This window comes from Xanthomonas bonasiae (assembly GCF_017163705.1).
Taxonomy (GTDB): Bacteria; Pseudomonadota; Gammaproteobacteria; order Xanthomonadales; family Xanthomonadaceae; genus Xanthomonas_A; species Xanthomonas_A bonasiae.
This window is the reverse complement of record NZ_JAFIWB010000029.1, coordinates 1-24,479: the sequence shown is the minus strand read 5'-3', so window position 1 is coordinate 24,479 and position 24,479 is coordinate 1. Positions and strand designations below refer to the sequence as shown.

Below are 24,479 nucleotides of genomic sequence, written 5' to 3'. Positions count from 1 at the left end.
ACGGCGATCGGCGGCCGGAGCGTCGCCGCCGCGCGTGCGCGGCAATCGCATCATGCCGGCGCCGCCCTGCAACCCATGGACATCCGCGCCGCCGACAGCGCAGCGCCCTACCCCGCGCAGCGCGCGCACAGCCCGTGCACTTCCAGGGTCTGCGCCTGCGGCTGGAAGCCCAGCGCCTTGGCGCGCTGTTCCAGTTGCGCGACCACGTCGCGGTCTTCCAGTTCGACCGCGCTGTGGCAGCGGTCGCAGATCAGGAACGGCACCGAGTGCTGCGCGCTGCTGGGATGGTGGCAGGCGACGAAGGCGTTGACCGACTCGAGCTTGTGCACGAAGCCGTTGGCCATCAGGAAATCCAGCGCGCGGTACACGGTGGGCGGCGCATCGGCGCCCACGCTCTTGCCCTCGCGCACCCATTCCAGCAGGTCGTAGGCCTTCACCGGGCGCCCCGCCTCGGCGATCAGGCGCAGCACGTTGGCGCGGATCGGGGTCAGCCGCAGCCCGCGTTCGCGGCTCACCCGCTCCACCACCTTGACGAAGTCGTCGGCGTCGTGGACGTGGTGGTGCGGCTCGGTGCAGGCGGTCTTCTTGCTGGACATGGGCTTCTCCGGGGAATCAGCTTCCCGCTGGGATCTTGATGAGCGCGGCGTCGATGCGTTTCAAGGCCTGGTCGCGCCCGGCCAGGTACACCGTGTAGGAGATGTCCGGGCTGACCTGGGTGCCGGTGATGGCCACGCGCAGCGGCTGCGCCACCTTGCCCATGCCGATCTCCAGCGCCGCAGCGGCGTCGTGCAGCGCGGCGGACACACCGTCCACGCTCCACTGCCCCAGCGCGGCCAGCAGCTCGCGCGCCTTGCCCAGCGCCAGTTCGGCGCCCGGTTTCAGGTGCTTGGCCACCGCGGCCTCGTCGTAGACCTCCAGCGGCCGGTACCAGACCACCGCCTTCTCGGCCATTTCCTTCAGCGTCTGCACGCGCTCGCGCAGCGCCACCACCACGTCGGCGGCGGCCGGGCCGGCCGCCGGGTCGATGCCGAGCTTGGCCAGCTGATCCTCCAGCTGCGGCGCGATCGTGGCCGGGTCGTCGGTCTTCAGGTAATGCTGGTTGACCCAGCCGAGCTTGGCCATGTCCAGCCGCGCGGCCTTGGAGTTGACGTCCTTGACGTCGAACAGGTCGATCAGCTCCTGGCGGCCGAACAGTTCCTGGTCGCCGTGCGACCAGCCCAGCCGCGCCAGGTAGTTGATCAGCGCGTGCGGCAGGTAGCCGGCATCCTTGTACTGCATCACGTCGGCCGCGCCGGTGCGCTTGGACAGCTTGGCGCCCTGCTCGTCCAGGATCATCGGCATGTGCGCGAACTTCGGCACCGGCGCGCCCAGCGCTTCGTAGATGTTGATCTGGCGCGGGGTGTTGTTGATGTGGTCGTCGCCGCGGATGACCTCGGTGATGCCCATGTCCCAGTCGTCCACCACCACCGCGAAGTTGTAGGTGGGGTAGCCGTCGGGGCGGAAGATCACCATGTCGTCGAGCTCGCTGTTGGCGATCTCGATGCGGCCCTTGATCAGGTCGTCGAACACCACGCTGCCGCCGACCGGGTTCTTGAAGCGGATCACCCGGTTCGGATCGTCGCGGTATGGCAGGCCCTGCTCGCGCGCGGCGCCGTTGTAGCGCGGCTTTTCCTGCTTGGCCATCGCCGCCTCGCGCATCGCGTCGAGTTCGGCGCGGGTCTCGTAGGCGTAGTAGGCCTTGCCGGCGGCGAGCAGCTGTTCGGCCACTTCCTGGTAGCGGGCGATGCGCTGGGTCTGGTAGACCGGGCCCTCGTCGTAGTCCAGGCCGAGCCAGTCCATCGCTTCGAGGATGGCGTCGATCGCCGCCTGGGTGCTGCGCTCGCGGTCGGTGTCCTCGATGCGCAGCACGAACTCGCCGCCGCGGTGGCGCGCCTCCAGCCAGCAGTACAGCGCGGTGCGCGCGCCGCCGATGTGCAGATAACCGGTGGGACTGGGGGCGAAACGGGTGCGGCAGGCCATGGAACGCTCGGAGCAAACGGGAATCGGGCGATTTTACCCCGCCGTGCCCTGCATTGCCCGGAGCGGCGGTGCGGCGCCGTGCCTGGGCGTTTCCATTGTAGGAGCGGCTTCAGCCGCGACATGACCTTACCGGAGAGTACCTGTCGCGGCTGAAGCCGCTCCTACAAAAGACTCTGGCAGGGCCTGCCACCACGATTGGGACAGGCGCTAACGCAGCAGATCGCCATGCACGACGCACTCGCCGTCGCTGCGCGCCGGCCCCGGCGCGTCGTACAGCACCAGCCAGCTCGGCACGCCGCCGGACAGCGCCGGCGGCAGGTTGCACAGGGCTTCGGCGCGGTCGCTGTCCTCGCCGTGCGGCAGCACCAGCGACTTGACCAGCTCGCGCTGGAACCGCACCGGTTCGCGGTTGGCGGCCAGCGCCGCGCGCGCGCCGGGCCAGCGGAACAGGCGGATCTCGCCGTTCAGCACCATGGTCGGGCCGGCCAGCAGGTACAGGTCCTCGCCGTGGAAGTGCAGGTCGCGCACGCCCAGCCCGCCCAGTTGCAGGAAATGCTTGCGCAGCAAGGTGCCCTGCGCGTCCAGCGGCACCAGCCGCAGATGGTCGTGGTGCGCCTCCACCGCGATCTCCAGCAATCCGGCCCAACCGCGCAGCACCGGGCCGCGCAGGCCCAGCAGCAGGCGCTGGCCGTCCACCGCCATGCCTTCGATATCGAAGCCGTTGTCCTTGCCGGGGATCTTCAGGTAGGCGCCGAAGTGCGGATCGTCTTGCAGCAGTTCGGTGAGCTGGTTGTGTTTGGCGTCGCCTTTCAGCCGCAGCGCGCGACGGCCATCGGCGGTGTCGCGCACCAGCTGCGGCGCGCCGTCGGCATCGCGCTCGATCGGCAGGCAGGCGAGCAGGCGCCGGTTGGCGTCGAGCTTGAGCTTGGCCAGGCGCTTGCCGTTGTCGGCGTCGTCGCGGTCGGGCTTGGCGTTCTTGCGCTTCATGCCATGTGAGCCGACCACCCACAGATAGCCCGGCGACAGCGCCATGCCTTCCAGGTCGGCCTCCTCGTCGTGGTCGCCGGGCAGGTCGAGCAGCTCGCCGAGGGCGAAGCTGCGGCCTTCGCCGAAACGCAGCGCCTCGCCGCCCACCGGCGCCAGCGCATGCAGGCGATCGACCGCGCAGGCTTCGTCGCCGGCCACCCACAGCCAGTCGTCGGTGAAGGCGGCGCCGGAGAGGTTGGCGTGGACCAGCGCGCCGGGCGCGAATTCCAGGCGCACGGCGTGCGGCAGCAGGGTCTTGGGCATCGGAGCGGTAGGCCGGTAGCGGAGCGGAAGCGACAGCAGAGCGCATCGTGCGTTCGGATGGCGTGTGCTGCGCAACGCGTGCCGCGGCGGCTGGCAGCGGCAGTTCGCGCGCCGCGGCCTTCGCCATGGCCTCGGCGCGCGGCCGCTGGCTCGGCGCTGTCGGTGACTGCTTTGGGCGCAAAGCCACGCCAGCGGCGGCGGCCGACCGGTCCCGCGCCAGGCGGATGGCGCGCTGGCGCGGCAGCGGCGACGGCCTGCCGAGCCTGGCGCCGACCAGCCGGCTACTCGAAGCCGCCCAGCTCCGCGCGCACGATGGCCGGCGCCAGCTGACCGCGCCAGTCGCGGTCGTTGGCGACCTGGGCGCGGGCGCGGCTGGCCTCGAACGCGGCGAAATCCAGCTCGGCGAGCGCCCAGACCTGCTCGCCCCGGGTCTGCGCGACGATGCCGTCGGCCGGGAAGCCGGCGTCCATCGGCGCGTAGATCGCCGCCTCGCCGGTATTCACGTCCAGCGCCGGGCTCCATTCGGCCAGGCCGGCGGTGACCGACTGGGCGACGAAGATGCGGTTCTCCAGCGCACGCGCCAGGCAGCCGATGCGCACGCGGGTGGCGCCGGCCTCGGTATCGGTGCAGCTGGGCACCACCAGCAGCCGCGCGCCGGCCTCGTACTGGGCGCGCACCGGCAGCGGGAACTCGCTGTCGTAGCAGACCGCCACGCCGGCGCGCACGCCGTCGCCCGCCGCGAACACCTTCAGCGCGTCGCCGCCGTCGATCAGGCCGGTGGCCTTCTCGAAGCCGGTCAGCTGCAGCTTGTCCTGCCAGCCGTGGCTGCCGTCGGGCGCGAACCAGTAGGCGCGGTTGCGGTAACGGCCCTCGCCGCTGGCCAGCAGGAAGCTGCCGGCGACCAGATGCAGGCGATGCCGCTGCGCCAGCTGCGCGAACAGCGCGAGGTACTGCGGATGCAGTGCCTGGATCGCCGCCAGCGAGGCCGGCAGGTCCTCGGACACGGCGCTGGCGAAGGTCGCGGCCAGTTCCAGCGACAGGTATTCCGGCAGCACCGCCAGCTGCGCGCCGGCCTGCGCGGCCTGGCCGATCAGGGCCGCCTGCTTGTCGGCGAAGGCGGCGAAATCGACCGGCGCGCCGATCGGGTACTTGGCGACGGCGATCTTCATGCGGCGGGCTCCAGCGGGCGGGTCCAGAAACTCAGGGTATGCAGGATCTCGCCGCGCTCCAGTTCGTCCCACGCCAGCTGCATGCGCAGCGACGGCTGCCGCACGTAGCCGCGCTTGTGCCAGAACGCGTCGTTGCCGCGGTAGCCGGGCGGGCGGCGCGGATCGTCGGAATCGCGGTCCACCGCGCAGAACGCGGTCAGCGCGAAGCGGCCGAGCGCGCGCGCATGCGCCTCGCGATGATCGAAGAAGGCATGGCCGACGCCGCGGCCGCGATACGCGGGCAACAGCACCGATTCGCCGAAATAGAACACCTCCGATACCGCGATGTCGCTGCCGGCGAAGGCCGCGCCGAACGCCTCGGCATCGTCGGCGAGCGGCAGCCCGGTGGAGGCGCCGATCACGCGGTCGCCGTCGCGCGCCAGCACGAACACGCTGTCGGGCGAGGCGGCGTAGGCGGACAGATACTCGCGCTCGTAGTCCAGGTCGCCTGCGTACAGGTACGGCCAGTCGCGGAACACGGCGATGCGCAGCCGCGCGACATCGTCCAGGAACGGGGCGATCTGCGCGCCGCGCAGGCGCTGGATGGGAAGCGGAGAGTCCATCCGTGAACTCTACCGCAGGCGTTTCCGTGGCGCTGCCGGCTTGGCGATGCCCTGGTCGATTCACTCCTGTCGCCATCCGTGGCGCTGGGCGTCCCTGCCCGGTCCTGCGTCCTGCCGCGGCCTCCATGGCCGCGATGGCGTCGCGCGATCGCGATTGCCCATGCCATCCATGGCGCCTTCCCTGGCGCCGGGCCTCCTGCCCGTTGCTGCGTCCTGCGGCGGCGTCCTTGGCCGCGATTGCCGCGCACGATCGCGCCTTCCTGCTCGATCCATCCATGCCGCCGTCCCTGGCGTCGTGCTTCCTGTCCGTTGCTGCGTCCCGTCGCGGCGTCCGTGGCCGCTACGCCGTCGCGATTGCGCCTGCCTGTGCCTCCGCTCGCCAGCCCGACCACGACCGACGCTCGCGATGCCGGGAACGAGGGCGGCACGCGAAGCCGCGCTTGGCCCGCATCGGTGATCGCTTCACCGCCACCAGCGGCACAGCAGCGCCGCGTGCGCCGGCAGTACCAGCAGCCGCGCGCGTCCCTGCGCTTCCCAGGTCACGAAGCCGGGGCCATGGCTGGCCTGCGCGGCCTGCCCGGCGGCCTGCGCCCAGGCCGAATCGCGGCGCAGCGCGCGCCAGGCGCAGTAGCGCCAGGGTTCGGCCTCGCCGGGCAAGGCGGCGCGGGCCTGCTGCGCCGCCGCCAGGAACGCCAGGCCCTGCGCGACCAGCGCATCGCGGCTGCGCTCGCTCAGCCGCAACCACAGGGCGCCGCCGCGGTCGGCAGCGGTGACCAGCGCCGCCTGCGCGCTGCGCGCCAGGCTCGCGCCGGCGTTGCCGCGATGCAGGCCGCGCGTGTCCAGCGCGTCCGGCAGCAGGGCCTGGACGCGACGATGCAGATGGGTATGTGCCGACATGGCGGAGTCCTGGTCGCGTGCCGGCTCAGCGCAACGCCGCGCCGAGTTCGTACCAGTCGATCTTGCGGGTGATCCACATGATCGCGGCGAGGATGCCGAACAGCAGCAGCGAGCCCATCAGCAAGGCGTTGTCTTCCGACGCCAGCAATCCGTACAGCGCGCCGTACAGCACGGTGAGCATGCTGGCGAAGCCGGCCGCGCGGCCGCGGCTGCGCAACACCCCGGACAGGTAGAAGAACTGCAGGCCGATGCACGCCACCGCCGAGACCAGGTAGGCCTGCCAGAACGGGATGTGCTCGGACAGGCTGAGCAGCAGCAGGAAGAAGATCGCCAGCGCCAGGCCGACCAGCAGGTATTGCAGCGGATGGATCGGCAGGCGCTTGATCAGTTCGAACAGGGCGAAGGCGACGAAGGTCAGCACCACGAACAGGATGCCGTACTTGCTGGCGCGATCGGCCTGGGTGTAGACGTCGACCGGATCGACCAGGTCCACGCGCAGCGCATCGATGTCGCCGCCGGAGAACAGCTGCGCCTGCGCGCCGGTGGCCAGCGACGACAGCGCCCAGCTGGCCTGGAAGCCCTGCTCGGTGATGCGGCGCTCGTTGGGCAGGAAGCGGCCGCCGAACAGCGGATGCGGCCACGGCGAGGTCAGCGCGATCTGGTTGTCGTCGCCGACCGGCACGATCGACAGGCCCTGGGTGCCGTCGAGCACGAATTCCATTTCCACGCTGTGCAGGTCGGTGAGCGTGCCCTGACGCGTATCCGCCAGCGCCGGCAGCAGCGCATGCACGCCCTTGGACTGGCCGGCGAGCGCCAGCGCCCCCGGCTGCAGCGCCAGCGCCTTGCCGTCGGTGCGCAGGTTGGGCGTGCCGACCAGGCCGCGCACGTCCTGGATGCCGACCACCAGATACGGCTGGCCATAGCTGCGGCCTTCGACCGCCTGATAGTCGAGATCGTCGAACTGCGCCTTGAGCCGCGCATGCCAGCTGTACACCTGCACCTTGAACAGGCCGATGCTGCGCTGCGACGGCTTCAGCTCGCCGCTGATCGCCAGGTGCCTCGGCGTCTGCAGGTCGTAGCCGCTTTCGGTTTCGCGCTTGACGCTGCGCTTGCCGTCGGCATCGACCACCGCGACATCGCGCACCTGCGTCCACGGCACCACGCGCAGCGGACCGAGCAGGCGCTGTTCGCCGGCCTTGCTTTGCGACACGCGTTCCACCGCCTGGTCGCGGTAGCGCTGGCGGTCTTGCACGGTGCCGCGGATCATCAACAATGGGATCAGCAGCAACAGGATCAATCCGCCGATGGTGGCGAATCGCAGAACGAGCTTGAGGGATTTCATCGGCGGTCCTCGGTGATGGAGGACGCCAGGGTGCCGCGCCTGCGTGTGCGGGGTTTGAGGCGAATTTGAAGCGAGTGTGAAGTGGGTGACGTGCGTGCCTGAGGCGGGCCGCAAACGCCATCGCGCAAGGCGTTCGCTTGCGAGCGATGTCGGGACCAGCATCGGCGGCGAACAGCGTCGGGGCTGAAGCCCCTCCTACAGTGCACGCAGGAAGCTGGCCGCAAGCCCCCTGTAGGAGCGGCTTCAGCCGCGACGAGCGGAGTCAGGCATCCCAATGCTGCCGGCTATCTGTCGGGGCTGAAGCCCCTCCTACAATGCACCCAGGAAGCTGGCCGCAAGCCCCCTGTAGGAGCGGCTTCAGCCGCGACGAGCGAAGCCAGGCATCCCAATGCTGCCGGCTGTCTGTCGGGGCTGAAGCCCCTCCTACAGTGCACCCAGGAAGCTGGCCGCAAGCCCCTTGTAGGAGCGGCTTCACCCGCGACGAGCGGAGTCAGGCATACCAATGCTGCCGGCTATCTGTCGGGGCTGAAGCCCCTCCTACAGTGCACCCATCCAGTTGGCCGCGAGTCCCTTGTGGGAGCGACTTCAGTCGCGACGAGCGAAGCCTTGCGCCACAGCGGTCACGCACACCATCGGAACCGATGGCTTGGGACCACGCCGGAGCCGATCCTGCGCTGGATCCAGGCCCCGCTCAGGCGGCCGGCAGCGACAGCCGCGCCACCGCGCCGCCAACCGCGCGGTTGCGCAGGCTGGCTTCGCCGCCATGCAGCCGCGCCACTTCGCGCACGAACGGCAGGCCCAGGCCGGAACTGCGCCGCCCGGTGGCCGGCCGCGCCAGCGAATAGAAGCGTTCGAACACCCGCTCCAGCGCGTAATCGGGAACCCCGGGGCCGGCATCCTCCACCAGCAGCGCGATGCGCGCGTCCGCGTCGCGCTCGGCACGCAGCACCACGACCCCGCCGTCCGGCGAGAACGCGATCGCGTTGTCGAGCAGGTTGTGCAGGGCCTGGCGCAGCAGATAGGGATCCCCGACCAGCGCCAGCTGCTCCTCCGGCGCCTGCACCTGCAGTTGCACGCCACTGGCACGCAGCTGCGGCGCCAGGGCCTCCTGCAGCTGCGCGAACAGCGGCGCCAGCGCAATGCGCTCGCGCCGCTGCAGCCAGCCGTGCTGTTCCACCTCGGCCAGCGCCAGCAGCTTGTCGATGGTCTCGGTGAGGCGCTGCTGCTGCTCGGCGATGTTGCGCACGAAGCGTTGCCGCTCCGCGTCCGGCAGCGGTTCCTGCAGCAGTTCGGCGGCGCCGCGGATCGCCGCCAGCGGACTCTTCATCTCGTGTGTCAGCGACTGCACGTACTGCTCGACATAGGCCTTGCCCTCGAGCTTGCGCCGCATCGTCTCCAGCGCGCGGCCCAGATCGCCGATCTCGTCGCGGCGCGGCGGCGGCGGCGGTACCGGCTCGCCGGCGCTGACCGCCTGCGCGTAGCGGTTGAGGCGGCCGATGCCGCGCAACAGGCCCCAGGTCATCAGCAGCCCGATCAGCGCGGAGATGCCGATCAGCCAGGCGCCGCGCAACAGGATGCTGCGCTGGCTGGCGACGATGAACGGCTCGATGCTGCGGTTGGGCTGCGACAGGGTCAGCACGCCGATCAGGCGCCGGGCGTCGTCCGGGTCGTAGATCGGCGCGGCCACGTGCATCACCGTGTGGTTGGGGTCGCCGTCGCCCTCGGCGCTGGAGCGCGCGCCGTATTCGCCGCGCAGGGTGCGATAGACGTCGTTCCAGCGCGAGTTGTCGCGACCCAGGTCCTGGCCGCGCGAATCGAACACCACCACGCCGGCCGCATCGGTGATGGTGACCCGGTAGTCGACGCTGCGCTTGGGGAAGCGCCACACCATCGCGCGCGGATTGCGCCGCTGCGCCGCGCCGAGGTCGCGGGCGAACGCGCCGCTGTCGATGCGCCCGGCCTTCAGGTCGGTGGCGGCCATCTGCGCCAGCACGTTGGCCGCGTCCACCAGGGTCGATTCCATCGCCTGGCGCACGCCCGGCTTGACCTCGTTGACGAACACCCGCATCACGAAGAACGCGGCGACGCCGACGATCAGGAAGAAGCCCAGGAACAGCTTCAGCCCCAGCCGCATCTCACTGCTCCAGCGCGTAGCCGAGGCCGCGATGGGTGCGGATCGGGTCGTGCGCGGCGCCGGCCGCGCGCAGCTTGGCGCGCAGCGTCTTGATGTGGGTATCCACGGTGCGGTCGGCGCTGTCGGCGCTGCTGTCCCAGCCGCGGTCCATCAGTTGCGCGCGGCTGAGGATGGCGCCCGGCCGCTGCAGCAGCGCGGCCAGCAACGCGTATTCGTAGCGGGTCAGGTCCAGGGCGGCGTCGCCGTAGTGGATGCGGCGGCCGTCGCGGTCGATCGCGAACGCGCCGTGCCGTTGCCAGCCCGGCTCCGCTTCCGCGCTCGCCGCGGCCGCCGGCCGCCGCAGCCGCGCACGCACCCGCGCCACCAGTTCGCGTGGCGAAAACGGTTTGGCCATGTAGTCGTCGGCGCCCAGTTCCAGGCCGAGCACGCGGTCGATCTCGTCGTTGCGCGCGGTCAGGAAGATCACAGGCACCTGGCTGAAACTGCGCAGTTCGCGGCACACCTCGAAGCCGCCCAGGTCCGGCAGGCCGACATCCAGCACCACCACGTCGATGCCGCCGGCGCGCGCCTGCGCCAAGGCCTCGCGCCCGAGCAGGCAGTGCCGCACCTGGTAGCCCTCGCTGCGCAAGGCGTACAGCACGGTATCGGCGATGGCGGATTCGTCCTCGACGACGAGGACACACGGGGCGGCGGACGCGGACATGGCGCGCAGCATAGCCGCAGCGGGGCGCGGCGTGCAGCGGCCGCCGCGCGAAAACGCGGCATCGCGTGCGATCCGGGTCAGGCGCATGCCGCCGGCGCCGATGCGCGGGCAGCCATGGCCGCCGCCGCGCAGCGCAGCGGCCAAGGCCGCGACGCTGCGCCGCTTCAGCGCAGGAAGCGCACCTCGTCCACTTCCACTTCGGCGGAACGGAAGTCCTTGTCGAATTCGCCCAGCAGCTCGACCTGGGCCTTGTCGTCGAACGCACGCCCGGCCGGCAACCGGTGCGCATCGATCTCCACCTTCACGCTGCCGGTCGCATCGCGGAAGGTGTAGCGGTCGCCGCCATCGTGGGACACGATGTTCCCGCGCAGCACCACCTGCTGCTCGTCCTTGCCCTGCTCCAGCAACTGCTTGACCGTGATCACCGGCACGCTGCTGGGGCCGGTGTATTGCGCCGCTGCCTGGCCGCTGGCGAGAACGGCGATGGCGGCGGCAAACGTGGAAAGAAGGGTCTTGCGCATGGAGTGCTCCTCGGGTTCGATGTCATGGCCGATCGCCATGGACGCCATTGGAACGGGCGAACCTGAAGTGGATCTGATGCCTCGGGCCGCGATTCAGGCACGCCGCCTGGATCGAAGCGGCGGCGACCGGCATGCTCGTGGCGCAGCGTCGACGGCACGCATGGCCTCTGGCGTTCCTGGAACACGTTCGCCCGCGGCGGCGTGTGTCGCGCCCGGACTTGGCATGGCGCAAAACGCGACGCGCCGCCTGGGCCGGCGGGTTCGCGTTGCGCATCGCACACGCCACCGTTCGCGATCGCCCGCCTAACGAGACCACGCCCGCGACGCGCGCGCGATCAGCACTGCGTCTTGCGACACGCCGCGTCCTAGCCGGCCGCCGGCGACGCACGCTGCGGCAGCTCGATGCGCACCGCCAGGCCCATGCCCTCGCCGCCGGAGTCCAGGCGCAGTTGCCCGCCGTGCAGGGCGACGATGCGCTCCACCAGCGACAGGCCCAGCCCGCTGCCCTGCCCGGCATTGCCGAGCACGCGAAAGAACCGCTGGGTGAGCCGGGGAAGATCGCCCGGCGCCACGCCGGGGCCGTCGTCGCGCACGACGATGCGCACTGCCGATGGCGCTCCCGCGGCGCCGCGCACCGCGGTGGCGTCGATGCGGACCTGGCCTTCCGCCCTGCCGTAGCGCACCGCGTTGTCGAGCAGGTTGCGCAGCGCGCTGCGCAGCAATTCGCCATGCGCCCAGACCGTGTCCACGCCGATGTCCACATGCAGGCCGATGCGCTTGGCCGACGCCGCGGGCGCGATGTCGGCCAGTACCGCATCGACCAGCGCCGGCAACGCCACGGCCGCGCAGGCCAGGCTGCCGGGTTGCTGCGGATCCAGCCGCGCCAGCATCAGCAGGTTGTCCACCAACGCGGTGGCGCGGTCCACGTCGGCGCGCAGCGTCGCCAGGTCCTGGCGTTGCGCCAGGTCCAGGGTCGCCGCGTGGCTGCGCTGCATCAGCTGGATCTTCATGCGCAGGCCGGCCAGCGGCGTGCGCAGTTCGTGCGCCGCATCGGCGGTGAAGCGGCGCTCGGACTGCAGCGCCTCGCCCAGCCGCGCCAGCACGCCGTTGAGCGCCTGCACGATCGGGCGCAGCTCGTCGGCCTGGCCGGCCGCGGACACCGCGTTCAACGCCTGCGGCGATTGCCGGCCGATGTCCTCGGCCAGGCGCTCCAGCGGCCGCAGCTGGCGGCGGATCACCCACCAGTTGAGCGCGGCCAGCAACACCAGCAGCGCCAACGCGGGCCACACCAGGTTCTCGGCCATGTCCTCGAGCAGTTCGGTGCGCTCCTCCAGCGGCTGCGCGACCTGCACATAGAGATCCTGCGCGCGGGCGTGCAGCACGTGCACGCGCCACAGCCGCTGCGCGTGGCGCACGCTGGTGGTGATGTCGTCGTCGTGCACCTGGCCCGGCGGCACGAACGGCTGCCGCGGCACGTCCGCCGAGCTGCGCAGCACCGTGCCGTGGCGATCGACGATCTGGTAGTACAGGCGCACGCCGCCGTCGGTATCCGCCGCCACGTCGCCGTCCTCCGATGGCGCGGCGCCGTGCAACAGGCCGGGGCCGAAGGTCGCGACCAGGCGCGCGCTTTCTTCCAGCGCATCGTCGAACACGTCGCTGGTTTCGGTCCAGGCCACGCCGACGATGACCGCCAGGCTGACCAGCCAGCAGGCGATGCTCGAGCCCAGCGTGGTGGCGATCAGCCGCCGGCGCAGCGAATAGCGCGCATCCGCCGGCTGCGGCGCTGCCGCCGCGGCGCGCCGCCAGCGCGGCCACCTCATCGCGGCGCTCCGAGGCAGTAGCCCTGGCGCCGGATGGTGGTGATCAACGCACTGCCCAGCTTCTTGCGCAGGTGCGAGATGTGCACCTCGATCGCGTTGCTCTCCACTTCCTCGCCCCAGCCGTACAGCGCGTCCTCGAGCTGGTCGCGGCCGACGATATGGCCCTTGCGCGCCAGCAGCGCATGCAGCACCGCGTACTCGCGCGCGGTCAGCGCCACCGGCTCGCCGTTGCGGGTGACGCGCTTGGCCACCGGGTCCAGCGTCACCTCGCCGTGCGACAGCAACACCGCGGGATCGCCGCCGCCCCGGCGCAACGCGGCGCGGATGCGCGCCGACAGCTCTTCCAGGTCGAACGGCTTGACCAGATAGTCGTCGGCGCCCAGGTCCAGGCCCTGCACCCGGTCTTCCAGCGCATCGCGCGCGGTGATCATCAGCACCGGCGTGGTCACCCGCGCCGCGCGCAGCGTGCGCAGCAGGGCGTCGCCGTCGAGCCCGGGCAGGCCGCGGTCGAGCAGCACGCACTGGTAGGGCTGCGCCTGCAGCGCGGTGCGCGCCTCGTCGCCGCGGGTCAGCCAGTCCACGGTGTAGCCGTCCAGCTTCAGCCACGCGCGCAGGGTGTCGCCGAGCGAGAGATCGTCTTCTACCAGGAGGATGCGCATCGGGGAAAAATAGCGGGCCGGGCTTAAGGGAATCTGATGGCCGCGACCATACGCGATGCGCGGCGGTGCTGCCGCGAGGACCCGCGCAGGCGAGCCGCGGCGCGTTCCTGGCGGACCGACACCCGCCATGCCAGCTCGACCGCCGCAGCGCCCGGCGCGTGCCGGCATGGCTCCGCGCCGATGCGCCCCGTACACTGCGCCGATGAACTATCGCCACGCCTACCATGCCGGCAACCATGCCGACGCGCTCAAGCACACCGTGCTGCTTGCGCTGATCGATGCGCTCAAGCGCAAGGACAGCCCGTTCTTCGTGCTCGACACCCATGCCGGGCGCGGCCGCTACCTGTTCGCCGGCAGCGAGGCGCGCAAGACCGGCGAGGCCGCGGCCGGGGTGCTGAAGCTGATGGGCCAGCCCACCTTGCCCGAAGTGCTGGAGCGCTACCTGCGCGCGGTGCAGGCCGACAACCCCGTGGGCGCGCTGCTCGCCTACCCCGGCTCGCCGCTGCTGGTCGCCCAGGCCATGCGCGAACAGGACCGGCTCGCCGCCTGCGAACTGCAGCCGGAGGAAGCGGCCGAACTGAAGGCGCTGTTCGCCAGCGACCGCCGCGTGCAGGTGCATGCCGGCGACGGTTATGCGGCGATCAAGGCGTTCGTGCCGCCCAAGGCCGGCGCGGCCAAGATCGGCCGCGGCCTGGTGCTGATCGATCCGCCCTACGAATCGCAGGACGCCGAGTACCCGCTGATCGCCGCGGCGCTGCGCGAGACCCTGACCCGCTGGCCGCAGGCGATGTGCGCGGTGTGGTATCCGATCAAGCAGCGCCGCAGCCTGCAGCCGTTCTTCCGCAAGGCCGCGGCGATGCCGGCCAAGTCGGTGCTGCTGGCCGAACTGCAGGTGCGCCCCGACGATTCGCCGCTGCGGCTCAACGGCAGCGGCATGCTGCTGCTCAATCCGCCATGGCAGTTCGAGCAGGCCTTGGCGAGCGCGTTGCCGGCGCTGAAGACGCACCTGGGCGAAGCGGGCGCATCGACCCGCCTGGAGTGGCTCAAGCGCGAGGAGTAAGGCGGCGCGTGGGGCTCCCGCCACCTGGCAACCGCGCACCGCGCTGGGTCAATAGCAATCCCAGTTGTAGGCGACCCGGCTGAAATCGCCGCGCTGCAGGTCGGCCGGATCGATGAAGAAGTTGGCGATGCCGCTGTCGCCCCACATCATGTCGTCGTCGCTGTCCAGCTGCAGCAGCAGCACCTGCCGATCCTGCGGCTTGCGCGGATCCTCCTGGGTGAACTCCGGGTAGCCGCCGAGCTTGTGCCCGCTGCGATTCAATGCGTCGTACAGCGCCTCGTCCACGTCGTCCTGCGGCAGCGCATGGCGGCCGGCGTAGGCGGCGGTAACCTCGTCCAATGGCCGGCCAAGCGCCTGTTCGAAGTGCACGTCGCTGCTGCCGATGGTTTCTTCGCCGACAGCGAAATGCATCGCCCGCGGATGCGCCGGATCGAACGGCAGCGTGTCGGCGGCCGGCAACGGCACCTCGACCTGCCGCGCCGAGGCCTCGGGCCGCGGCCAATACACCACGCGGAAATTGCGTTGCGCGCTCAATGCGGCCAGGTCGGTGGCGCCGTCGAAGTTGGCGCCATAGAAATCGTCGCTGCCGATGAAGAACTGCAGCATGCCGTGCGTGGGATAGCCAGGCAGCGGCGGCATCTTGGCCAGGTCGAGCTGCGCCAGCAGCGCCAGCGGCTGGCCGCCAGCGTCGCGCGGGTAGGCCTTGTCCGCGGTCCAGTACGGCCGCCCGCCGACCTTGCTGGCCAGGCGATCGTCCTGCGCCATCGGCTGCAGGCGCAGTTGCGCCACCGGCTTGCGCGTGGCGTCCAGGCGTTGCCGGTACGGCGCCAGTACCGCGTCGGCCTTCACCTCCGCCTTCGCGGCGGGCGCTGCGTGGGGCGATGGCGCGACCGGCGGCAGCGACACCTGCGCATTGCGCTTTAGCCACCAACCCCCGCCCAGCACCAGCCCGCCCAGCACCGCGACCAGCGCCAGGGTGATCACGGTGGACAGCAGCACAGCGTTCGAGGTCTTCATTCCGTTGTCGCCCGCGATGGACCGGGCGCCACTGTAGCAATGCCGCTCAGTTGCCGGAAGCGACCGCGGCGGCGCCCGCCTCCGGCTCGAAGAAGCTCCAGCGCACCGCCGGGAACTGCCGCTTCAGGCCGCGCTCGATGCGGGTGATATCGGCGAGCAACGCCGCCGCGTCGTGCTTCTGGCGCAGCGTCGCCTGCACCGACACCATCACGTCCTCGCCGAGCTGCACCGCGATCAGGTGGATCACCCGCTCGATCTCCGGCTGCCCCTGGAAGAACGCATGCAACTGCCGCTGCAGCGCCGGGTCCACGCTCTGCCCGATCAGCATCGCCTTGATCTCGATCGCCACCAGCACCGCGACCACGATCAGCAGCGCGCCGATGGCGATGGTGCCCAGCGCGTCCCACAGCGGGTTGCCGGTCAGCACCGTCAGCAGCACCGCGGCCAGCGCCAGCGCCAGGCCGAGCAACGCCGCCAGATCCTCGCCGAAGATCACGATCAGCTCGGCCTGGCGGCTTTCGCGGAACCAGGTCCACAGCGAACGCCCGCCGCGCACCTTTGCGATCTCCTGCAGGCAGGTGCGCAGCGACACGCCCTCGGCGACCAGCGCGAACCCCAGCACGCCCACCGCCCAGCCCCAGCTGCTCAGCGGCTCGGGCTGCAGCAGCTTGTGCACGCCTTCGTACACCGAGAACATGCCGCCGATGCAGAACAGCATCACCGCCACCAGGAACGACCAGAAGTAGATCGCACGGCCATAGCCCAGCGGATATTCGGCGCTGGCCGGGCGCTTGGCCTGGCGCATGCCCAGCAGCAGAAGCAGCTGGTTGCCGCAGTCGGCCAGCGAGTGCACGGTCTCGGCGAGCATCGCGCCCGAGCCGGTGGCCAGCGCGGCCGCGCCCTTGGCCAGGGCGATGGCCAGGTTGGCGCCGAGCGCGAAGAAAATGGCGCGTCGCGAATCGCCGCTGCCGGACATGGCCTCTCCTGATCGAAAACCGTCGCCTAGCGTAGGCAAACGCGGTGAGCGCAGCGTTCACGGCAGCGGCCCCGGGTAATGCGAGAATCGAGGCTTCGTCGAGGATCATCCGGCCATGGCTACCCGCAACCGCATGCCTCCGTGGCATGAAAACTTCACCTTGCCCAGCGGCCGCGAGCTGCTGATCCGGCCGATCCGGCCGGAAGACAGTGCGCCGCTGCAAGGCGCCTTCAGCCTGCTAGGGCCGACCGAGATCCGCGAGCGGTTCCTGCATTCGGTGCAGGAACTGACCGAGGACATGGCGCAGCGCCTGACCCATCCCAATCCAAAGACCGAACTGACCCTGGTCGCGGCCGAACCGTTGCCGCCGGGCGAAGCGGTGGTCGGCGCGGTGGCGCGCGCGGCGATCACGCCCGGCACCCGCGAGGCCGAGTACGCGATCCTGGTCAGCAGCTTCGTCGCCGGCCAGGGCCTGGGCCGGCAGCTGATGCGCAAGCTGGTGAAGTGGGCGCGGCGCAAGTACCTGGACCGGTTGTACGGCGACGTGCTCGAAAGCAATCTGCCGATGCTGCAGCTGGCCGAATCGCTGGGCTTCCAGCCGATGCCGCATCCGGACACCCCGGGGCTGGTGCGCGTGGTGCTGGAACTGGGCAACTGAGCGAAGCCGGCCGCGCGCGGACTGCGGCGCGGCGCGCGCCCGAGCGGCGCACCGCGAACCGCCGCAGGTGCGCAATGCCCGGCGGCTTGCGCAGCGCAGCGGGGACATCAACAGCCTGCCCCGCTGGCCTTCCCCGCCAGGCCATGCGACACGTCACACCGCGCACAGGCTTGCAGCCACTCCCCAATCCCAACTCCCCAATCCCGGCTTGCTAGACTAAGCGGTCAATGGCGCCTCTTTCCTTCCCCGTTCCGCCGCTGCCCAAATCCGGCCAGCTCCGCGCCTTCTGGCGCGCCCCTGCGTCCCCGACCGCACTGGCCTGGCACATCGCCTGCGCCGCCGCGGCGCATCGCGGGCCGCTGCTGGTGGTCGCGCGCGACAACCAGAGCGCGCACCAGATCGAGGCCGACCTGCACACGCTGCTGGCCGGCGACGACAGCCTGCCGGTGGTGCCGTTCCCGGATTGGGAAACCCTGCCCTACGACCAGTTCAGCCCGCACCCGGACATCGTCAGCCAGCGCCTGTCGGCGCTGCACCGGCTGCCGACGCTGCAACAAGGCATCGTGGTGGTGCCGGTGCAGACGCTGATGCAGCGGGTGGCGCCGTTGCGCTACATCGTCGGCGGCAGTTTCGACCTGCACGTGGGCCAGCGCCTGGACCTGGAGGCGGAAAAGCGCCGCCTGGAAAGCGCCGGCTACCGCAACGTGCCGCAGGTGATGGACCCGGGCGATTTCGCCGTGCGCGGCGGCCTGCTCGACGTGTACCCGATGGGCTCGGACACGCCGTTGCGGATCGAACTGCTGGACGAGGACATCGACTCGATCCGCGCCTTCGACCCGGAATCGCAGCGCTCGCTGGACCACGTGCAGGCGGTGAAGATGCTGCCCGGCCGCGAAGTGCCGATGGACGATGCCAGCGTGGAGCGGGTGCTGGCCACGCTGCGCGAACGCTTCGACGTGGACACCCGGCGCAGCGCGCTGTACCAGGACCTGAAGGCGCGGCTGGCGCCGTCGGGCATCGAATACTACCTGCCGCTGTTCTTCCAGGAAGCGCGCGGCGCCGGCGCCGCGGCGCGCGATGCCACCGCCACCCTGTTCGACTATCTGGGCGAGTCGGTGCTGCCGCTGCTCGCGCCGGGCGTGGGCGCCGCCGCCGATGCGTTCTGGGCGCAGACCCAAAACCGCTACGAGCAGCGCCGCCACGACGTGGAGCGCCCGCTGCTGGCGCCCGAAGAGCTGTACCAGGCGCCGGACACGCTGCGCGAAAAGCTCAACGGCCTGCCGCGCATCGAGGTGTGGGCGGCCGACCATGCGCGCATCGACGAGGCGCAGGCGCTGGGCGACCAGCCGCTGCCGCCGCTGCCGGTGGCGGCCAAGGACGCCGCCCCGGCCGAGGCGCTGAAGAGCTTCCTCGGCAGCTACCCGGGCCGGGTACTGATCGCCGCCGATTCGCCGGGCCGCCGCGAAGCGCTGCTGGAAGTGCTGGCCGCGGCGGGGCTGAAGCCCGAGGTGATCCCAAACTTCGCGACATTCCTCCCTTCTCCCACCGGGAGAAGGTGGCGCGAAGCGCCGGATGAGGGGACGGCGCGCGCGCCATCCCCATCGAAGAAGGCTGCTGCTTCGTCCGCGTCCTCAACAGCCGCGCGGAAGCAGACCGCGAGCGGCCGTACCCTCACCCCAACCCCTCTCTCCCACGGGGACTCCCTTCGGTCGCCGGGGGGAGAGGGGCTCAACTCTGCCGGCGTCGAGGCCATGCCGGCTACGTTCGCCATCGCCGTGGCACCGCTGGACGACGGCTTCGCCCTCGACGAGCCGCACATCGCGGTGCTCACCGAGCGCCAGCTGTTCCCCGAACGCGCCGGCCAGCCGCGGCGCACGCGTCGCGCCGGGCGCGAGCCGGAAGCGATCATCCGCGACCTCGGCGAACTGACCGAAGGCGCGCCGATCGTGCATGAGGATCACGGCGTCGGCCGCTACCGCGGGCTGATCGTGCTCGATGCCGGCGGCATGCCCGGCGAGTTCCTGGAGATCGAATACGCCAAGGGCGACCGCCTGTACGTGCCGGTCGCGCAGCTGCACCTGATCAGCCGCTACTCCGGCGCCTCGGCCGAAACCGCGCCGCTGCATTCGCTGGGCGGCGAGCAATGGACCAAGGCCAAGCGCCGCGCCGCCGAGAAGGTGCGCGACGTGGCGGCCGAACTGCTGGAGATCCAGGCGCGGCGCCGCGCCCGCGCCGGCCTGGCCTTGCAGGTGGACCGGGCCATGTACGAACCGTTCGCCGCCGGCTTCCCGTTCGAGGAAACCACCGACCAGCTGGCCGCGATCGAGGCCACCCTGCGCGACCTGGGCAGCAGCCAGCCGATGGACCGCGTGGTCTGCGGCGACGTCGGCTTCGGCAAGACCGAGGTCGCGGTGCGCGCCGCGTTCGCCGCGGCCAGCGCCGGCAAGCAGGTGGCGGTGCTGGTGCCGACCACGCTGCTGGCCGAACAGCACTACCGGAACTTCCGCGACCGCTTCGCCGACTGGCCGCTGCGCGTGGAAGTGCTGTCGCGCTTCAAGAGCGCCAAGGAGATCAAGGCCGAGCTGGAGAAGGTCGCCGACGGCGGCATCGACGTGATCATCGGCACGCACCGCCTGCTGCAGCCGGACGTGAAGTTCAAGGACCTGGGCCTGGTCGTGGTCGACGAGGAACAGCGCTTCGGCGTGCGCCAGAAGGAAGCGCTGAAGGCGCTACGCGCCAACGTGCACCTGCTCACGCTCACCGCCACGCCGATCCCGCGCACGCTGAACATGGCCATGGCCGGGTTGCGCGACCTGTCGATCATCGCCACCCCGCCGCCGAACCGGCTGGCGGTACAGACCTTCGTCACCGCCTGGGACAACGCGCTGCTGCGCGAAGCGTTCCAGCGCGAGCTGGCGCGCGGCGGCCAGCTGTACTTCCTGCACAACGACGTGGAAAGCATCGGCCGCATGCAGCGCGAGCTCAGCGAGCTGGTGCCCGAAGCGCGCATCGGCATCGCCCACGGGCAGATGCCCGAGCGCGAGCTGGAACGGGTGATGCTGGATTTCCAGAAGCAGCGCTTCAACGTGCTGCTGTCGACCACGATCATCGAATCGGGCATCGACATCCCCAACGCCAACACCATCGTCATCAACCGCGCCGACCGCTTCGGCCTGGCCCAGCTGCACCAGTTGCGCGGCCGCGTCGGCCGCTCGCACCACCGCGCCTACGCCTACCTGCTGGTACCGGACCGGCGCAGCATCACCGGCGATGCGCAGAAGCGGCTGGACGCGATCGCCTCGATGGACGAACTCGGCGCCGGCTTCACCCTGGCCACCCACGATCTGGAAATCCGCGGCGCCGGCGAACTGCTCGGCGAGGACCAGAGCGGGCAGATGGCCGAGGTCGGTTTCAGCCTGTACACCGAGCTGCTGGAACGCGCGGTGCGCAGCATCCGCCAGGGCAAGCTGCCGGACCTGGACGCCGGCGAGGAAGCGCGCGGCGCCGAGGTGGAACTGCATGTGCCGGCGCTGATCCCGGACGACTACCTGCCCGACGTGCACACCCGCCTGACCCTGTACAAGCGCATCTCCAGCGCGCGCGACAGCGACCAGCTGCGCGAACTGCAGGTGGAGATGATCGACCGCTTCGGCCTGTTGCCGGATGCGGTGAAGCACCTGTTCGCGATCGCCGAGCTCAAGCTGCAGGCCAACACGCTGGGCATCCGCAAGCTGGAACTGGGCGAGAACGGCGGCCGCATCGTGTTCGAGGCCAAGCCCGACGTCGATCCGATGACCATCATCCAGATGATCCAGAAGCAGCCCAAGCTGTACGCGATGGACGGCCCGGACAAGCTGAAGGTGAAGCTGCCGCTGCCGGAAGCGGCGGACCGCTTCAACGCCGCGCGCGGCCTGCTGGCGGCGCTGTCGCCGCGCTGACCGCCAGGCACTGAGCTGCGCGCAGGACGCCTGCGCCAAGGGCGGCATGCCCTCCAGGCAGTCGCGCACCGAGGCTGCACACAATGCGAACGTTGCGAAAACGGCCGGTTTCCCGGCCGTTTTCTGTTGTGGTAGCGCTACCGCGACGTTGGCACGGCGCATGCATCCGTTACCTGTCAGCGGATGGCGCTCGCCCACAACTGGAATGGGTTACCGCTCACCAGCCTGAACCGCTCATCCGTGTCAAGGATTTGCGAGACAAATGCGTCTTTCGGCCTAAATATTCCGAAAAGGCGCCGATATCTGCTTACAGCAAGCCCGACCGGCTTGTTCGCACCCGCGCCGCGACCGGGATTTCGCGACGTTCCCCTGCTCGAATCGGAGACATGCCATGCGCTCGAAACTCCCGGACTCCCCGCCCCCGCCGCTGCAACTGAGCCTGGACGGCGACATGACCATCCGCCGCGCCGGCGAACTGAAGCCGCTGCTGTTGCCGGCGCTGGAACACCCCGGCGGCCTGCAGCTGCAGTTGCAGGCGGTCACCGAAATCGACGCCACCGGCATCCAGCTGCTGCTCGCCACCCAGGCCGCGTTGCGCGCGCTGGGCCGGCCGTTCCAGCTCGACGGCTGCAGCGCGCCGGTCAACGACGCGCTCGACCTGCTCGGCCTGCGCGACACGCTCGCGCCCGGCGCCAGCGACACCTTCCACTGATCGGCGCCAGCTCATGAATTTCGCTCAACTGCTGCAGACCTTCATCGCCGAGAGCCGCGACCTGCTCGAGGACATGGAACGCAACCTGCTGGAAGCCGAACGCGGCGAAGCCGGCCCGGACGCGGTCAACGCCATCTTCCGCGCCGCGCACACCATCAAGGGCTCCGGCGGACTGTTCGACCTGGCGCAACTGGTGGGCTTCACCCACGTCGTGGAGAGCGTGCTGGACCTGGTGCGCGAGAACGCGGTGGCGCTGGATTCGGAGCTGATCCAGTTGATGCTGGCCTGCTGCGACCACATCCGCGCACTGGTGGAAGCGGCGGCCGGTGCCGAGGCCGACGAAGCGGTGCTCGCCGCCGAGGGCGAGCCGCTGCTGGCGCGCCTGCAGACCTATCTGCAGCCGGCCGCCGCGCCGGCCGCCGCCGCCGCAGCCGTGGCCACCACCGCGGCGCAGACCGGCTACTGGCGGATCTCGCTGCAGCTGTTCAGCGATGCGCTGCGCTTCGGCAACTCGCCGCTGCACCTGATCCGCTGCCTGCGCAGCCTGGGCACGCTGGAGGCGGTCCGCACCCGCCACGAGCGCGTGCCGGCGCTGCCGGACCTGGATCCGGAAGCCTGCTACCTGGGCTTCGACATCCTGCTGCGCTCCGACGCGCAGCAATCGGCGATCGAGGACATCTTCGAATTCGTTCGCGACGACTGCGACCTGCAGGTGCTGGCGGTGGATCCGCACGGCGACGCCGCCAATCTGGAGCTGCCGCTGCTGGTCGCCGAGGCCGGCGGCCATGGCCACGCCGACGACTTCGCCAACTTCGGCAGTCCGGAGCCGGCGGCGGTGCCGGCCGCGCCCGCACCCGCGGCTGCTCCCGCGCCGGCGCCGCCGGCCAAGGCCGCCGCGGCCGCGGCGGCACCCGCCGCCGCACGCAGCGAGGGCGGCTCGATCCGCGTCGATGCCGACAAGCTCGACCGCATGATCGACCTGGTCGGCGAGCTGATCATCGCCGTCGCCAGCACCGGCGCCAACGCGCAGCGCACCGGCGACGCGCAACTGCTCGAATCCACCTCGATCCTGGCCGGGCTGGTCGAGGAAGTGCGCGAGAGCGCGCTGCAGCTGCGCATGGTCAAGATCGGCGGCACCTTCAGCCGCTTCCACCGCGTGGTCCACGACGTGGCGCGCGAACTGGGCAAGGACATCGTGCTGGTGGTCAACGGCGAGGACACCGAGCTGGACAAGTCGGTGGTGGAGAAGATCGCCGATCCGTTGACCCACCTGGTGCGCAACGCGATGGACCACGGCATCGAGCCGGCCGAACTGCGCCAGGCGCGCGGCAAGCCGGTGCGCGGCACGGTACGGCTCAACGCGTTCCACGATTCGGGCAGCGTGGTCATCCAGATCAGCGACGACGGCGGCGGCCTGAACCGCGACAGGATCCTGGCCAAGGCGCTGGAGCGCGGGTTGATCGAGCCCGGCCGCAGCCTGTCCGACCGCGAGGTGTTCGCGCTGATCTTCGAGCCGGGCTTCTCCACCGCCGAGAAGGTCACCAACCTGTCCGGCCGCGGCGTGGGCATGGACGTGGTCAAGCGCAACATCGCCGCGCTGCGCGGCAGCGTGGACATCAGCAGCCAGCAGGACGTGGGCACCACCATCTCGGTGCGCCTGCCGCTGACCCTGGCGATCATCAACGGCTTCCAGGTCGGCGTCGGCAAGTCGGTGTTCGTGGTGCCGCTGGACGTGGTCGAGGAATGCGTGGAATTCGCGCCGAACTACCAGAGCGACTACATCGACCTGCGCGGCGGGGTGCTGCCGTACGTGCGCCTGCGTTCGCTGTTCGGCATCGCCGGCGCGCCGCCGGCGCGCGAGAGCATCGTGGTGATCCGCCAGGGCGCGCAGCGCTTCGGCCTGGTCGTGGACACGCTGCTGGGCGAATGGCAGACCGTGATCAAGCCGCTGGCCAAGGTGTTCGCCGGGGTCAAGGGCATCAGCGGGTCGAGCATCCTCGGCAGCGGCGGTGTCGCGCTGATCCTGGACGTGCCCTCGCTGCTGTCGCAAGTCGAACCTTCCACCGATTCGCTGGCGGCCTGACGCCGCCCCGCGGGTGCGCTTGCGCACCCACGCCACTCATAGACGCTAGCCAGGAACCGCTGCCATGTCTCATCGCTCACGGATCGCGACCACCTTGTTGACTACGACGGCCATCGCCGTCGCCCTGCCCGCCGCTGCCGCCGCCACGGCGCTGCTGCTGCCGCTCGCGCAGGGCACCGCACTGGCCCTGGTCGCGGCCGCGACGCTGGCCTGCGCCGGCGTGCTGGGCTGGGCCGCGCTCGCCGCGGCGCGCACGCTGAATGTGGCCACCGCCGGGCTGGACGCGCTGGTGCGCGGCGACCTGGAGCGCATCGTGCCGGCAGCCGGCGCCACCGAAAACGAAGTGACGCAACTGCTGCGCACCGCGCAGACCGACCTGCGCCAGTTCCACACCGACGTCGTCCACATGGCCAGCGCGCATGCCGCCGGCGAGTGCGAGGTGGCGCTGGACCTGGCGCGCTGGCCCGGTACCCACCGCGACCTGGCCGACAACATCAACAAGATGGTCGCCGGGCACATCGGTGTGAACAAGCAGGCGATCGACTGCGTGGCCGAATTCGGCCGCGGCAACTTCGCCGCGCCGCTGGCCGCGTTCCCGGGCAAGAAGGCCTTCATCAACGACACCATCGAGCAGGTGCGCCGCAACTTGACCGGCCTGAACGCGGAGATGCGGCGCATGTCCGACCAGCACGAGGCCGGCGAGATCGACGCGGTCATCGACAGCGCGCAGTTCCAGGGCGATTTCCGCGGCATGGCCGACGGCATCAACCGCATGGTCGGCGGGCACATCGCGGTCAAGAAGCTGGCGATGGGCGTGGTCGCCGAGTTCGGCCGCGGCAACTTCGACGCGCCGCTGGCGCAGCTGCCCGGCAAGAAGGC

The 24,479-nt window shown here is 70.7% G+C and carries 19 protein-coding genes and 1 pseudogene; 6 read left to right on the top strand and 14 right to left on the bottom strand.

All coding sequences use genetic code 11. From position 1 onward, the window contains the following. Positions 1 to 107: 107 nt before the first annotated feature. The 12 genes from JR064_RS19605 to JR064_RS19550 form a co-directional block, all read right to left on the bottom strand. A complete protein-coding gene (locus tag JR064_RS19605; protein ID WP_003472952.1) occupies positions 108 to 596 on the bottom strand; it encodes a transcriptional repressor in 489 nt (162 codons plus the stop codon). 16 nt (positions 597 to 612) lie between these two features. After that, positions 613 to 2,019 carry a glutamate--tRNA ligase gene (gltX, locus tag JR064_RS19600; RefSeq protein WP_206230830.1) on the bottom strand — a complete coding sequence of 469 codons (1,407 nt, stop codon included), beginning with the start codon at positions 2,017 to 2,019 and terminating at the stop codon, positions 613 to 615. A gap of 207 nt (positions 2,020 to 2,226) precedes the next feature. After that, entirely contained in the window at positions 2,227 to 3,309 is a 1,083-nt protein-coding gene (locus JR064_RS19595; protein ID WP_206230829.1) for a DUF3616 domain-containing protein, read from the bottom strand. A 281-nt stretch (positions 3,310 to 3,590) separates the two neighbouring features. Next, on the bottom strand, positions 3,591 to 4,478 hold the full coding sequence (locus JR064_RS19590) for a carbon-nitrogen hydrolase family protein (protein WP_179566040.1): 888 nt from the start codon (positions 4,476 to 4,478) through the stop codon (positions 3,591 to 3,593). Next, positions 4,475 to 5,080 carry a GNAT family N-acetyltransferase gene (locus JR064_RS19585; RefSeq protein WP_206230828.1) on the bottom strand — a complete coding sequence of 202 codons (606 nt, stop codon included), beginning with the start codon at positions 5,078 to 5,080 and terminating at the stop codon, positions 4,475 to 4,477. Before JR064_RS19585 ends, JR064_RS19590 begins: the two co-directional genes overlap by 4 nt. Positions 5,081 to 5,542: 462 nt before the next feature. Next, positions 5,543 to 5,977 (bottom strand): hypothetical protein, encoded by a 435-nt coding sequence (locus tag JR064_RS19580; protein ID WP_206230827.1) that lies wholly within the window; start codon positions 5,975 to 5,977, stop codon positions 5,543 to 5,545. A gap of 25 nt (positions 5,978 to 6,002) precedes the next feature. Beyond that, positions 6,003 to 7,319, bottom strand: coding sequence for a cell envelope integrity protein CreD (gene creD, locus JR064_RS19575; protein WP_206230826.1), 1,317 nt, complete (start codon positions 7,317 to 7,319; stop codon positions 6,003 to 6,005). Positions 7,320 to 8,010: 691 nt separating this feature from the next. After that, positions 8,011 to 9,453, bottom strand: a complete 1,443-nt coding sequence (gene creC / locus JR064_RS19570) for a two-component system sensor histidine kinase CreC (protein ID WP_206230825.1) — start codon at positions 9,451 to 9,453, stop codon at positions 8,011 to 8,013. A 1-nt stretch (position 9,454) separates the two neighbouring features. Next, a complete protein-coding gene (gene creB, locus JR064_RS19565; RefSeq protein ID WP_191825767.1) occupies positions 9,455 to 10,168 on the bottom strand; it encodes a two-component system response regulator CreB in 714 nt (237 codons plus the stop codon). A 152-nt stretch (positions 10,169 to 10,320) separates the two neighbouring features. After that, positions 10,321 to 10,677, bottom strand: coding sequence for a YgiW/YdeI family stress tolerance OB fold protein (locus tag JR064_RS19560; RefSeq protein WP_206230824.1), 357 nt, complete (start codon positions 10,675 to 10,677; stop codon positions 10,321 to 10,323). A gap of 365 nt (positions 10,678 to 11,042) precedes the next feature. Then, entirely contained in the window at positions 11,043 to 12,497 is a 1,455-nt protein-coding gene (locus JR064_RS19555) for an ATP-binding protein (RefSeq protein WP_206230823.1), read from the bottom strand. Then, positions 12,494 to 13,156 carry a response regulator transcription factor gene (locus tag JR064_RS19550; protein WP_179566055.1) on the bottom strand — a complete coding sequence of 221 codons (663 nt, stop codon included), beginning with the start codon at positions 13,154 to 13,156 and terminating at the stop codon, positions 12,494 to 12,496. Before JR064_RS19550 ends, JR064_RS19555 begins: the two co-directional genes overlap by 4 nt. 202 nt (positions 13,157 to 13,358) lie before the next feature. Between JR064_RS19550 and JR064_RS19545 the strand changes: the two genes are divergently transcribed. Continuing rightward, positions 13,359 to 14,216, top strand: coding sequence for a 23S rRNA (adenine(2030)-N(6))-methyltransferase RlmJ (locus JR064_RS19545; RefSeq protein ID WP_179566057.1), 858 nt, complete (start codon positions 13,359 to 13,361; stop codon positions 14,214 to 14,216). A gap of 48 nt (positions 14,217 to 14,264) precedes the next feature. On the opposite strand, the gene JR064_RS19540 is transcribed toward JR064_RS19545, so the two are convergent. Both JR064_RS19540 and JR064_RS19535 read right to left on the bottom strand, forming a co-directional pair. After that, positions 14,265 to 15,233: a YwqG family protein gene (locus tag JR064_RS19540; RefSeq protein WP_206230822.1), complete on the bottom strand. Its 969-nt coding sequence runs from the start codon at positions 15,231 to 15,233 to the stop codon at positions 14,265 to 14,267. Positions 15,234 to 15,279: 46 nt separating this feature from the next. Next, positions 15,280 to 16,209: a cation diffusion facilitator family transporter gene (locus JR064_RS19535; RefSeq protein WP_206230821.1), complete on the bottom strand. Its 930-nt coding sequence runs from the start codon at positions 16,207 to 16,209 to the stop codon at positions 15,280 to 15,282. Positions 16,210 to 16,324: 115 nt separating this feature from the next. Between JR064_RS19535 and JR064_RS19530 the strand changes: the two genes are divergently transcribed. The 5 genes and pseudogenes from JR064_RS19530 to JR064_RS19510 form a co-directional block, all read left to right on the top strand. Continuing rightward, positions 16,325 to 16,867 carry a GNAT family N-acetyltransferase gene (locus tag JR064_RS19530; protein ID WP_145707860.1) on the top strand — a complete coding sequence of 181 codons (543 nt, stop codon included), beginning with the start codon at positions 16,325 to 16,327 and terminating at the stop codon, positions 16,865 to 16,867. A gap of 227 nt (positions 16,868 to 17,094) precedes the next feature. Then, positions 17,095 to 20,805, top strand: coding sequence for a transcription-repair coupling factor (mfd, locus tag JR064_RS19525; RefSeq protein ID WP_206230820.1), 3,711 nt, complete (start codon positions 17,095 to 17,097; stop codon positions 20,803 to 20,805). A gap of 391 nt (positions 20,806 to 21,196) precedes the next feature. Then, positions 21,197 to 21,517 carry an STAS domain-containing protein gene (locus JR064_RS19520; protein ID WP_179566064.1) on the top strand — a complete coding sequence of 107 codons (321 nt, stop codon included), beginning with the start codon at positions 21,197 to 21,199 and terminating at the stop codon, positions 21,515 to 21,517. Between the two features lie 13 nt (positions 21,518 to 21,530). Beyond that, positions 21,531 to 23,600, top strand: a complete 2,070-nt coding sequence (locus JR064_RS19515; protein WP_206230819.1) for a chemotaxis protein CheA — start codon at positions 21,531 to 21,533, stop codon at positions 23,598 to 23,600. A gap of 64 nt (positions 23,601 to 23,664) precedes the next feature. Next, positions 23,665 to 24,479, top strand: a pseudogene (locus JR064_RS19510) (methyl-accepting chemotaxis protein); the annotation flags it as partial.